General features: G+C 42.8%; 12 protein-coding genes. 9 read left to right on the plus strand and 3 right to left on the minus strand.

The window, feature by feature from the left end; all coding sequences use genetic code 11:
- Window positions 1–279: 279 nt before the first annotated feature.
- The gene (locus ACM0OW_RS20175) at window positions 280–969 is read right to left on the minus strand and encodes a hypothetical protein (protein WP_414551930.1); all 690 of its coding nucleotides are present in this window, start codon (window positions 967–969) and stop codon (window positions 280–282) included.
- Window positions 970–1,492: 523 nt separating this feature from the next.
- Here ACM0OW_RS20175 and ACM0OW_RS20180 point away from each other — a divergent pair.
- From ACM0OW_RS20180 to ACM0OW_RS20190, 3 genes are all read left to right on the plus strand, one after another.
- Window positions 1,493–1,663 (plus strand): hypothetical protein, encoded by a 171-nt coding sequence (locus tag ACM0OW_RS20180; RefSeq protein WP_414551931.1) that lies wholly within the window; start codon window positions 1,493–1,495, stop codon window positions 1,661–1,663.
- 269 nt (window positions 1,664–1,932) lie between these two features.
- The gene (locus ACM0OW_RS20185) at window positions 1,933–2,601 is read left to right on the plus strand and encodes a glutathione S-transferase family protein (protein ID WP_414551932.1); all 669 of its coding nucleotides are present in this window, start codon (window positions 1,933–1,935) and stop codon (window positions 2,599–2,601) included.
- Window positions 2,602–2,613: 12 nt separating this feature from the next.
- Window positions 2,614–2,937, plus strand: coding sequence for a hypothetical protein (locus tag ACM0OW_RS20190; RefSeq protein ID WP_414551933.1), 324 nt, complete (start codon window positions 2,614–2,616; stop codon window positions 2,935–2,937).
- 372 nt (window positions 2,938–3,309) lie between these two features.
- On the opposite strand, the gene ACM0OW_RS20195 is transcribed toward ACM0OW_RS20190, so the two are convergent.
- The gene (locus ACM0OW_RS20195; RefSeq protein ID WP_414551934.1) at window positions 3,310–5,040 is read right to left on the minus strand and encodes an NFACT family protein; all 1,731 of its coding nucleotides are present in this window, start codon (window positions 5,038–5,040) and stop codon (window positions 3,310–3,312) included.
- Window positions 5,041–5,058: 18 nt separating this feature from the next.
- A complete protein-coding gene (locus ACM0OW_RS20200; protein WP_414551935.1) occupies window positions 5,059–6,327 on the minus strand; it encodes a glycosyltransferase family 4 protein in 1,269 nt (422 codons plus the stop codon).
- Window positions 6,328–6,837: 510 nt separating this feature from the next.
- Between ACM0OW_RS20200 and ACM0OW_RS20205 the strand changes: the two genes are divergently transcribed.
- The 6 genes from ACM0OW_RS20205 to ACM0OW_RS20230 all read left to right on the plus strand — a co-directional run bounded on the left by ACM0OW_RS20205 (window position 6,838) and on the right by ACM0OW_RS20230 (window position 12,776).
- Window positions 6,838–7,362, plus strand: coding sequence for a Ycf51 family protein (locus ACM0OW_RS20205; RefSeq protein WP_414551936.1), 525 nt, complete (start codon window positions 6,838–6,840; stop codon window positions 7,360–7,362).
- A 352-nt stretch (window positions 7,363–7,714) separates the two neighbouring features.
- Entirely contained in the window at window positions 7,715–8,899 is a 1,185-nt protein-coding gene (locus tag ACM0OW_RS20210; RefSeq protein ID WP_414551937.1) for an iron-containing alcohol dehydrogenase family protein, read from the plus strand.
- A complete protein-coding gene (locus tag ACM0OW_RS20215) occupies window positions 8,896–10,107 on the plus strand; it encodes an aspartate aminotransferase (RefSeq protein WP_414551938.1) in 1,212 nt (403 codons plus the stop codon). Before ACM0OW_RS20210 ends, ACM0OW_RS20215 begins: the two co-directional genes overlap by 4 nt.
- Before the next feature lie 32 nt (window positions 10,108–10,139).
- Window positions 10,140–10,469 (plus strand): ArsR/SmtB family transcription factor, encoded by a 330-nt coding sequence (locus tag ACM0OW_RS20220; RefSeq protein ID WP_414551939.1) that lies wholly within the window; start codon window positions 10,140–10,142, stop codon window positions 10,467–10,469.
- Between the two features lie 117 nt (window positions 10,470–10,586).
- Window positions 10,587–11,648, plus strand: coding sequence for a PstS family phosphate ABC transporter substrate-binding protein (locus ACM0OW_RS20225; RefSeq protein WP_414551940.1), 1,062 nt, complete (start codon window positions 10,587–10,589; stop codon window positions 11,646–11,648).
- Window positions 11,649–11,765: 117 nt separating this feature from the next.
- Window positions 11,766–12,776 (plus strand): ArsJ-associated glyceraldehyde-3-phosphate dehydrogenase, encoded by a 1,011-nt coding sequence (locus tag ACM0OW_RS20230; RefSeq protein WP_414551941.1) that lies wholly within the window; start codon window positions 11,766–11,768, stop codon window positions 12,774–12,776.
- The last annotated feature ends 4 nt before the right edge of the window (window positions 12,777–12,780 follow it).

Raw genomic sequence — 12,780 nt, forward strand, 5'->3', positions numbered from 1 at the left:
TGATTGAATTACAGAAAAAAGGGTGTGGGGTGTGGGGTGTAGGGTGTAGAAGAGCAACAATCAAAAACTTTAGTTCTGAGTTCAAAGCTCAGTTCAAAAAAAGGAATTGTATCGAGAATGGGGCGCGAGATACAAAGCGAAGCCACTGCGGTGGAAGGGTTCCCCGGCATAAAGCAAGTGACGCTCGTGGCTTCAATCCCATGTTTTTAAACGTGGGTTCCCCACACCCTACACCCTACACCCTATCCCCTACACCCTTTGAGAACACTGTTTATCACTCTAATATCCGAGTGGCGAGGGTGTGTTTTTCTCCGTTTCCAGATTTGGTTGTGTACTCAGGGGTATAGTATCCGAACTATAAGATGGAGATGTTATGGGCAAAAAAATTGTCCTGGCTGGCGTTGGTGACACTAGTCCGCCTGTCTCCTGTTCCGCTTCCTCAGCCATTTTGTTCTTGAGAGTGGCGTTGGTTGTAGTTAACTGCCGTTCATGAAGATGCAGGTCTTGCAGCCTGTTATATCCCTGACTCCATAATTTTTGAGAATATACTGTACCACCATAAACACATAAAGTTGCTACCACCAATAAAAACGTCACAACAGACGAATAACGATGTGAACTATATAACCGTATTAACCAAGAAGGTGCTGCTCCCGAAGTTGGCATCATAGGCAGACTACCTTCGCCTAACTTCTGATTTTTCTGAGTTAGTTTATTTGACGGAGTTTTCAGGAGAGAAACTGGTTGTTTCGCTAGCTCTGACAATCCGTTAGTACCAGAAACTGATAACTTTTTGGAAACACGCCGTTGTCTTTTTGAGGATACTGGCAAAGGTTCATCTGTAAGAGTAGATGTACTACCAACGGTTGATCCTAGACGCATGGAGCGCCCGTTCCCTAAAGATGGGGTGGAATTTCGCCGGAACCAAGTACCTGTTGTAGAAACAGCTGATTTACGAACCACAGTCATAAAATTTTTTAGGTTGAAAATATTGTGTTTTAGACCGTTTGCCTGTTTGGGCTAAGATGAAAATCTGCTTCTGTGTCAGCAAAGTGCTGTAAATGGCTACGATTAAAGCGGTAGCGGGGCGTTGAGCAGCGAATAAACCCAGTTGTTTCAAGCCTTTGAGCTATCAACATTGTCTTTAGCAGGTGCTATAACTTCTCTAATGATGGCATTAGCTGGGTATTGTAATACTTATAATCCGTGAGTAGCAATATTCTGTTTAAAGTATGGCAACAGAAGGTAGCAAGGGGCAAGACCTCGGAAAATCAAGATTTTGAATGTAATCTCTGAGTTGTCTAGCAAATTTATCGATAATTTGGCTATCCGCTTAATCTACTGCATAATAAGTAAACTCCAACAAATCAACTTAAAGTATTACTTTTGAAAATCTCAGTACAAGGCATTTTTAAAATTAGCAATAAATAGGTTATCTTATTCAACAGGCGAATTTTTTTTTAATCGCCATCATTTGGTGAAAGAGGAGTTTATGATGAAAAGAAAAATCTTTGGTTTTGTTCTAACTTTAGGGTTGGCTACTGTTCTGGGAGCCTGTGAACCTACTCCACCAGAGCCTACTGAAGCGCCACCTGCGGCTCCGGCTCCTGGTGAACCAACGGACGGTGCTACTCCTGCCCCTGCACCTGATACCACTCCATAAATTTTCTCAGTGGAAATTGCCCCCAAAAACTCTGAGTAATAGTATAATCTACTACAAAGATCAATTAATATAATTTTGGGTGAGTAGATAGTATCTTTTGGTTTAGTGGAATCAACTCTTTAATCAAGGCGGTAGGTCAAGGACACTGGTGAACATTGTTTCATCTGGAACCAAGTGTCCTTGCTATTACTTGCCCGGTGATGTCACTATTGAAGTGCCTTGGCAGTTAAGCGAATATATATAATCCTTTTGTAGGACAAAGTAGCTTTATGTTGCTACTACAATTTAGCACATCTCATTATTGTCGCAAAGCCCGTCTAGGGCTAGGCTATAAGCAAATTAATTATAAAACTGAAAATCTAACTCCTGGGTTGCATATCCTCCGAGTTAAGCCTCTCACAGGCTTAAAAACTCTGCCTGTCTTACTACCACAAATTGCAGGTCAACCGAATGCGATCGCTGATTCTACCGAAATCCTCAAATTTCTGGAAACTTACCAAACAGAACCATCGTTATTCTTACCTGACCATAAACAGCAGGCAGAAGCCTGGATGCTAGAAGATTGGTTAGATGAAAGCATCGGTACAGCCACAAGGTTTGTATATTATCAGTTTCGCGCAGGCGAAGGCAAGCAAATTGACCCTTCACTACTTAGCCAAACAGTAATTTCAGTTGTGCGCCAACAATATGGCATCAATCAGGCTAGTGTAGAATTAGCGAAAAATAGACTTGTCACTGCGTTGTCAGAGTTATCTAATCGCTGGCAAAAAAATGATTATTTAGTAGGTAATCAGCTAAGTGTAGCAGACATTAGCGCAGCTGCCTTACTGAGTCCCCTCGCACTCATTCCCCAGTATCGTCAAGGATATCCCTGGTTATTTGACCGCATTGTGCAAATCCATCAACTGTGTGATGAACCATTACCGCCAGGATTGTAAGGGGGTGGGAAATTGAGAAAGAACAAAAAAATATTTTCTGGTATTTTGATTGTCAGCACTAGCATTTTGGTGTGGTTAACTAGCACTTGGGGAACATCTGTAGTAGCATTACCACCACCAGAAGATATCCCCGAAGAAATATTACGGACAGAAATTATTCTAGACGCGCGATCGCCTGTTGATGGCAAACCCCTCAATGCTGCTGAATACGCAGAACTACAAGAACAGCTACAAGTCAGTCCTCCACCCAAGCTGAGTGCCGATTTACGGCAAACTATTTACCTGATACAGTTACGTAAAGCTTTACTACAAATTTTTCCTTTTTTAGATATTTGACCAATGTATGAACCGCTTTGGCGGTTCATATCTCTTTTTTCGTGAAACTAAAAAGGCCAGCATTGCACAGCTGGCCTAATATTTTTTCCGTATTGTCTTTTTAATAGAGTTAAAACCAAATTGCGCGTTCCCAAAACCAACGGGCAACCTTTCTTAACAATATTGTAACAGTCAACACAGTTTTTTTATAAAAATAAATAAAAAAAGATATGTCCGAACAAAAACAGCCTCTATCTTTGAGAATAAATATAAATACCAGACGGTAGAGATAGAGGCCTGGGGTAGGGTGCAGGGTGCAGGGTGTAGGGAGAAAGATTGTCGCTGGCTTCCCAACGAACTACGAATTACGAATTACGAACTACGAACTACGAATTACGAATTACGAACTACCAATTGTGGCTGTCCCCAAAGGATGCGCTCTTGCTTATAAATGGCAATACCTGGCTTGGCTCCTTTGGGTTTGTAAACGTGCTTGGGCTGAGTATAAACGACTGGTACTTGCTCACTCTGACGCGCACGACTGTAGTAAGCCGCAAGATTAGCTACAAATTGTAAGTCAGCTGCTTCTGGAACTGCACCTGGTTCTAAACGCAGTAACAGATGACTTCCCGGAATTTCTTGAGCGTGGAACCACAAATCATAATCTCCAGCTACGCGAAAGCTCAAGTGGTCATTTTGGCGATTGTTCCGACCGATTAAAACTTCAAAGTTGTTAGGGGTACGGTAACGATGAAAGTTTGTAGCGGCTGTTTCGCTGTTACTGCGGCTGCGGTATCCGGGATCTTCTAAATATTTTTGTCCAATTAACTCGTCGCGGATTTCTTCTAAAGCCTGCAAATCTTCTACTTTTTGGTAGTTTTCTATCTGAGCTATGGCAGCTTCTACTTGTTCTAAATAGCTAATCTCTGATTGTACATCAAAAAGTAACGGTTCCACAGCCGCACGAGCGCGTTTGAGTTTTTGGTGCTGTTTATAAAGGCGTTGGGCATTTTGAACCGCGTTTTTATCTGGTTGCAGAGCGATCGCTATGGGCTGTTCTGTCTCAAAATCATTCAGGATAATTTCTTTCATCCCTGGTTGCCATTTTTGCAGGTGAGACATCAACAAATCGGCTTTGGCTCGGTATTCATCCGCTTGGTCTGATTGCTGCAAGCGTTCTGAAAAGGTTTGGGCTTTATTACGTAATTTTACTAAAATATTATGTAACTTCTGGTTTAATTGATGCCGTAACTGAGCAAACACCTGCTGATTTAATTCGTCAGTGTAGTACCTGTTCAGTAAGGTTTGGATGTCTTTTTCTGGTGTAACTGCGCCCCAACCCATGACTGTATAACCATTTGCAGTCCAAGCTGGTTGAAATTTACTTAATTCCAAAGCTTGTAGCCATTCTTGCCATCGCTCAAATAGTCGTTGCCAATCTTCCGGTGTCAGCTGGTCTGTGGTAGTTTCTGGGGGTAAATTCGCTGCTAGAACCATAGACTCTACCAGTGCCGAACTCAAGCCACTATAACTTTTTAATAACTGTCGCTTGATTGCTCCAGGCACTAAACTCACCCGTTCTTGCCAGCGTTCTGGGGTTTCGTTCAAACTGGGAACAGGGCCAGTTAGTTTTGGTGGGGTTTCATAAGACTGCCCGGTTTGGATGGGACGGACGCTAGACTGATGCTGACCAACTTGATGGGCTGCTGTGATAATCATCTTGCTAGCATCGGTGAGGATGGCGTTGCTGTATTTGCCCATCACTTCTACATATATATGGTAGAGTGCCTCCTCTCCGGGACGGCGGGCAAATTGCAAATCCACAACACGCTCCCAAGGCGCGATCGCTTGAATGTCCACCAAGGCCAAACCACCTAATTGATGTACTAATTGTTGGCTAAAGGTGAAGGTATCTGGTAATCGTGGTGGTGGTTCGCTAATACAAATACGCGCCGCTTGGGGATGCCAGGAAATTTCTAGCCAATCCCTTTGTTTAAGCGTGCGTAATGCCACAGCGATAGTATAGCGATCGCGCTGATAAACTTGTTCTAATCGAGATGGCAGCCAGTGCGCGCGTAGTTCGCTACAAGAAGCTGTGAGAGTAGTATAGTCAACTGGTTGCACAAGAATTATGATTACTGATTACGTACTGAGCAATGCTGGTTCTTTCACCGTTTGCTGCAAAATTTGGGTGTAAAGTTCACCTAGCTGAGTGGCTACACCATCCCAACTAAATTTACTTTCTACGCGTTTTCTGCCAGCTTTACCTAATTCTTCTCCCCATTGTGGATTTAATAAAATGCGGTCAATCGCAGCTGCAAAGGCGGCTACATCTTGTGGTGGAGCTAACAAACCTGTAACTTCGGGAACCACCGTAAATTGAAGTCCACCCACATCACTGGCTATTACAGGTGTGCCACTGGCCATAGCTTCAATGGCTACAAGTCCAAAGGGTTCATAGTGACTGGGTACGACGCAAACATCAGCCGCAGCGTAATAAGTAGGCAATATTTCCTGACTGAGGCGACCGGGGAGGATGGTAAATTCACTCATTCCCAATTCATTAATTATATTCTCGATGCGATCGCGTTCTATACCGTCACTATTACCTGGGATACTCCCACCACCAATAATTAATTTTAGGTTTTTATCGCCACGTAACTGAGATTCGTTGACTGCTCGCACTAGGGTTTCTATTCCTTTGCGTCGATCAAAACGTCCTACATACAATACAAGTTTAGTTTCTGGAGCAATTCCTAATTCTAACCTAGCTGCTGGGCGCTCAACAGAACCAAACCGGCGAATATCTGTACCGCAGGGAATAATCTCAATATTACCTTGAGTGGAAACGAGCGATCTCATGTGCTGCTGTTCTTGGGGACTTGTGGCGACAATGCATTCTGCTGTCTCCAATACCTCTTTTTCCACTGCTAATCGCTGACTCGCAATCAGAGGAATCGCTTCTATTGTATTGTACTTAACTGCTCCTAACGAATGATAGGTATGAATCTGCTGCGTACCTTGGATTTTCTTCAGTTGCATCCCTATCCAGCTAGAATGCCAGTAGTTTGTGTGAACTAACTGATACGTTATGTAATTTTCTTTTTGGAATTGGAGGAAATTAGCCAAAAATTCCGGCATATATTCCAAAAGCTCATCTCGTGGCACAAACTCTATAGGGCCTGCTGCTAGACGAATAGTGCGACAATTTGGGCTAAATTGAACAATTGTCTCTTGCTCTATACTGACTTTGCGGGTAAACATATCAACTTGCCATCCTAGCTGTGCTAGTGCTTCACCCACGTTACGCACATAAACATTTTGTCCACCAGCTTCTTCCTTACCAATTTCAATCGCCGGATCTCCATGAACAGAAATTAAGGCAATACGTTTGTCGGTAGTAGCGTTCATAGTTTGTGTGTTGCTAATTCTGGGAATGTGTCGTCAAAGTTTCGCCGCGCAAACTTAACTAAACTATTTAGGAACTTTGAGTAATCTTTATTTTAATTTAATTATGTGCAAGATTTTAATCTATGGGCTACCGCGTCTATAGTTATTTGCACAGTGATTTGCTGGAATTTCCCTATACATAAACGAGTATATTAATATCTAATCCTTTCGATAGATAAACTTCGATTTATAGCGATCGTCACAGCCGTTACAGATATTTTCAGGTAAATAGACCACCCCGCAGGGGCGCAAGGCCTTGCGCCCCTACAACTGGATTACGAGCTAACGCAACTTTCTAAGTGCAGCTATCTTCATAGCACTCAGCACTCCTGTAAGGGCGGGTTTATTAAGGATTGCGATGAACCACAAATTCACTGCTTAAACCCGCCCCTACCCACTTTTCCCACTCAGGACTCCTGTAAAATAGGTGTGTCGGTCATCAACTAAAATACGCCTAAGTAGCCCATCTGTATGCTTACAACAGCTGACTTTCTTCAGTATGCCCAATGGTCGGGTATTGCCACTCTGGTATTCGGTGCGATCGCCGTCCTGGCTTTTCTACTCAAATGGGGTATCCGCTTTCGGCTGGTAGGTACAACTGGCTTTATGCTGGTGCTGACGGGTGGTTTATTTGCTCTCTCGTTGGTTCCTCTGAGTCGCACTGTCATTCCAGGCGCAGTAAAATACACTCTCGTTTATGATAATGCTTCTACACAAACCGTAATTGCGACATCACCTAATATTACCCCCTTTGAATTAGAAGCAACTTTACGTCAAGCGGCTAGTAATCTTTATTCTTTCGGTCGCTTAGGTTCACGGGGAGATAATCAACTAACGATTCGCGCCCGTACTGTTATCCATCCTGAACCAGGGGTTTCTGTACCTCTGTTCTTGGGTCAAATTAAGCGCACATTGGCTAGCCGTGAGGATGCGGATATGGATATCGAAATTTACTTGGAAAAATTCGATCAATTACCTAACTCAACTGCTTCATAGTTTTCATTAGACCTCTTGAAAATAGTAGAGACGTTTCATGAAACGTCTCTACAGAGGTTCTCTCTTCACTACAGGGAAGAAACCATTTATTTGTTACCAAAATTACATATATTTTTTGTATTACACTATACAAAAGTCCTTAATTTTAGATTAAAATAGGAATTACGCTGCGAGAAGCACGGGGCTTTCAACCCAAATTTTCGGTAAAAAGTATAAATTCTAGATATTGAAAAATTTGTAGTTCAGAATTTGAGACGAATGGGCATGATTAAAGCCAAGAGAAACGAAAATTCCTGGACATAAGTCTAAAATTTTATTAAGAAATATCAATATTTTGGCAAACTAGATTTATATGCCCAATCAACGTCCTACTCAAACTGTGTCTCATCAAACCTCTAGCTCATTCTTGACGCTGACGGTTGCTCCAGGCAAAATCATTCGTGGTTCTGGTGTGTTACAGACAGCATCAGCAGAAATTACCCGCATAGGGACTCGTCCATTAATTATTGCCGGGAATTCGACCCAGACCATCGCTCAAAAGAGTTTACAAGCGATTTTAACCAAGTTAAACACTGCTCAATCTAACTATGGTGTAGATTGCTGTGAAGCTAGTTTAAAAGCTTTAAAGAAAACAGCCCAGGAACATCAAGCCGATGTGATTATTGGCATCGGTGGCGGTAAAGCCTTGGATACAGCTAAATTAGTCGCTGATCAATTACAGTTACCAGTGGTGACAATTCCCACATCAGCAGCTACCTGTGCGGCTTGGACTGCCCTTTCTAATGTGTATTCTGAGTCGGGAGCTTTTCTCTATGATGTGGCGCTGTCTCGCTGTCCTGATTTATTAATCCTGGACTATGATTTAATTCAAACTGCACCACAACGAACATTAGTTGCTGGAATTGGGGATGCGATCGCTAAATGGTATGAAGCATCAGTTAGTAGTGGCAATTCTCAACAAACATTAATTATCTCCGCAGTCCAACAAGCGCGAGTTTTACGAGATATTTTATTACAAAAGTCAGCTACAGCTTTAAAAGAACCAGATAGTCAAGATTGGCGAGAAGTCGTAGATGCTACCGTGTTACTGGCTGGGGTAATTGGTGGACTGGGAGGGGCGCAGTGTCGCACAGTAGCCGCTCATGCAGTACATAATGGTTTAACTCACATTTCCGGACACAGCAGCATCCACGGCGAAAAAGTTGCTTATGGTATTTTGGTGCAACTGCGTTTAGAAGAAATGTTACAAAGCAATCAACTAGCGGCATCGGCACGGCAACAATTATTAAAGTTCTATGCAGAGATTGGATTGCCAAAGAATTTAAGTGATTTAGGTTTGGGCAATATTACATTAAAAGAGTTACAAACAGCCGCCGAAGTTGCTTTAGATCCTCAGTCTGACATCCATCGACTACCATTTAAAGTTGCACTAGAACAGTTAATGGCGGCGATGGTTTCTACCACTGCACCAACAGATAGTAGAGATGTGATAAATCGTGTTTCCACTAGGGGAATAAGTGAAGAGGTTTCGGAATGAGCTTGAATTGGATTACCCCCGCAGATCGCATACAACAGCTACCGCCTTATGTATTCGCCCGTCTAGACGAATTGAAGGCCAAGGCGCGAGAACAAGGACTAGATTTAATTGATTTAGGCATGGGAAACCCGGACGGGGCGACACCACAGCCTGTAGTTGAAGCTGCAATGGCGGCTTTGCAAAATCCCGCCAATCACGGTTATCCGCCCTTTGAGGGGACTGCGAGTTTCCGCCGTGCCATTACTAATTGGTACAATCGCCGTTATGGTGTCACACTTGATCCCGATAGTGAGGCTTTACCTTTACTGGGTTCTAAAGAAGGATTAACTCATTTAGCGATCGCCTATATTAACCCTGGTGATTTAGTTCTGGTTCCTTCTCCCGCCTATCCCGCCCATTTTCGTGGGCCGTTAATTGCTGGGGGGAAAATTCACAACTTAATTCTCAAACCGGAAAATAACTGGTTAATTGATTTAGCGGCTATTCCCGATGCAGTTGCAGAACAAGCCAAAATTCTCTATTTTAACTATCCCAGTAATCCCACAGCCGCCACCGCCCCCCGTGAATTTTTTGAAGACATCGTAGCTTTTGCGCGTAAATACGAAATTCTGCTAGTGCATGATTTATGTTACGCCGAGTTAGCTTTTGATGGTTATCAACCCACCAGCTTGTTAGAAATTCCCGGTGCGAAAGAAATTGGCGTAGAATTTCACACCCTATCAAAAACCTACAATATGGCTGGTTGGCGTGTGGGTTTTGTCGTGGGGAACCGCCATGTAATTCAAGGTTTGCGAACTCTCAAAACCAACTTGGATTATGGCATTTTTGCGGCTTTGCAAACCGCAGCCGAAACCGCCTTGCAATTACCAGATGTGTATTTGCATGAAGTCCAACAGCGCTACCGCACCCGTCGGGATTTTCTCATCGAAGGGTTAGGAAAATTGGGTTGGGATATTCCCAAAACCAACGCCACTATGTATCTGTGGGTAAAATGTCCTGTGGGTAAGGGTTCTACAGATTTTGCTCTAGATGTATTGCAGCAAACAGGCGTTGTTGTCACCCCTGGTAATGCCTTTGGGGTTGCAGGTGAAGGCTATGTCAGGATAAGTTTGATTGCCGATTGCGATCGCTTGGGTGAAGCTTTGCATAGATTTAAACAAGCTGGAATCCGCTATCAACCCGAAGCTGTCGTTTCTGCTTCACAATAGAAATAGAATTATATCCTGAAAAAATGTCACTGATGCCTACCCCCTCTGCTACCAATTCTCATTTAATTGCTGCTGGCTTTCATGCACTTTCTGATCCCATTCGGATCGGCGTACTGGAATTGTTACGAAAGCAAGAACAGTGTGTATGTGACTTGTGCGATGCTTTGGGGGTGAGTCAGTCTAAACTATCTTTTCACCTCAAAACTCTCAAAGAAGCCCGCTTAGTTAACGCCCGTCAAGAAGGACGCTGGATTTATTACAGTTTGAATTTGTCTCAATTTGCTGTTTTAGAAGCATATTTAGCAGAATATAGCCGATTAGCGCAAATATCTCCGGCGCGTTGTTGTGATAACTTTTCCTGATGCATCAAGTTTTATTGATGAATATTTGTATACATTGACTTTATAGGGATTGACATATCAATTTTTTTTGAAATGATATAAACATAACCTGTCATATCACCGCTAGAGGTGAAGTCAATGAAAGCAACCGCAAACAAATTGGCTATGGTGCTGGGTGTTTTGGTTGTGTCTACCAGTTGTGCGACATCATCCAATACATCTACTAACACTCCCCAGTCAGCAAAAGTGACTGAAATGAGTGATTCCAGCAAAATTACGCAGATTCAGATAGACGGTTCTAGTACAGTTTATCCGATTACCGTGGCGATCGCCGAAGCATTTAAACAAACAAAACAACAAAATAAAGCACAAATCACAGTCAACTTCTCCGGTACTAGCTCCGGGTTTGAAAAATTCTGTGCTGGCGAGACAGATATTAGCAACGCTTCTCGACCAATTTTGCAACCAGAAATGGTAGCTTGTGACAAAAATGGTGTGAGGTACTTTGAATTACCAGTAGCCTATGATGCCCTCACTGTGGCTGTCCATCCCCAAAACAACTGGGCAAAAGACATTACAGTAGCAGAACTGAAAAAGATTTGGGAACCTGCGGCGCAAGGTAAAATCACCCGTTGGAATCAAGTCCGTGCATCTTGGCCAGATCGTCCCTTAAATTTATATGGTGCTGGTGATCAGTCTGGTACTTTTGATTATTTCACAGAAGCAACTGTAGGTAAAGCCAGAGCTAGTCGTAAAGATTACACAGCCAGCGAAGATGATGATGTCTTAGTTGCAGGTATTAATAACGACCCCAATGCCTTGGGTTATTTTGGCTATGCTTATTACGAACAAAACCAAGATAAGTTAAAAGCCTTAGCAGTAGATAGTGGTAAAGGCGCTGTTTTACCATCCAGAGAAACAGTAGAAAAATCTCAATATCAACCATTGTCTCGACCTTTATTTATCTACGCTAATTTTGAGTTGGCACAAAAGAAACCAGCATTAAAAGACTTTGTGGAATTTTATTTAAAGAATGCACCACAGACAGCGATTTCTGTAGGTTATGCACCTTTGCCTGATGAAGCATATAACATCGATTATGTCAACTTCAATAAAGGCAAAGTCGGAACAGTATTTGAAGGGGAAGCGCAGTTAAACCTGACTATTAGTGAGTTGCTACGGAAACAAGCCAAGTTTTAAAGGGACTGGGGAACCCCCTTCGGGGAAGTCAAAAGTCAAAAAAGTTTAATTTTAAATTAATTTTTTCCTCTCTTCCCTATTCCCCATAAATTTTTGTTGAACTAAATAGGAAAACTGATGAAAGTTCGCGTAGGAATCAACGGATTTGGGAGAATCGGACGGTTAGCTTTACGCGCTGCGTGGGGTTGGCCGGAATTAGAGTTTGTCCATATCAATGAAATCAAAGGTGGGGCTGTAACGGCTGCACACTTGCTGAAATTTGATTCTGTTCACGGACGTTGGACACCAGACGTAGAAGCCCAAGGGGAACAAGTATTAATTGACGGTAAACCTCTGAGCTTTAGTGATTATGCCAAACCAGGCGAAGTTTCTTGGGATGAGTTGGGTGTTGATTTGGTGCTGGAATGCTCAGGTAAATTCCGCACACCTGCGACTCTTGACCCCTATTTTAAAAGAGGGGTACAAAAAGTAATTGTCGCTGCACCGGTGAAGGAAGAAGCCTTAAATATTGTCATGGGGGTGAATGACCACCTCTATCAGCCGGATAAGCATAATTTACTAACTGCTGCTTCTTGTACTACTAACTGTTTAGCTCCAGTAGTCAAGGTAATTCATGAAGGTTTGGGAATTAAGCATGGAATTATTACTACCATCCATGACAATACCAATACTCAAACCATTGTCGATGCACCCCATAAAGATTTGCGTCGGGCGCGGGCTACGAGCTTATCTCTGATTCCGACAACTACAGGGTCAGCAACCGCAATTGGTTTAATTTATCCCGAACTCAACGGTAAGCTCAACGGTTTAGCCGTGAGAGTACCATTACTGAATGCTTCTTTAACAGACTGTGTATTTGAGGTTGTGCGACCAACCACAGTAGATGAAGTTAATAGTTTGTTGAAAGCTGCTTCTGAACAAGCACCACTTAAAGATATTTTGGGTTATGAAGAGCGTCCTTTAGTCTCTATTGATTATAAAGATGATCCTCGTTCTTCGATTATTGATGCTCTCTCCACAATGGTGGTGAATGAAACTCAAGTCAAAATCCTGGCTTGGTATGACAACGAATGGGGTTACGCGAATCGCATGGTTGAACTGGCTCGTAAGGTTGCATTGAGTTTTTAGTTAT

This window comes from Anabaena sp. CCY 0017, assembly GCF_963920885.1.
Lineage (GTDB): Bacteria > Cyanobacteriota > Cyanobacteriia > Cyanobacteriales > Nostocaceae > Nodularia.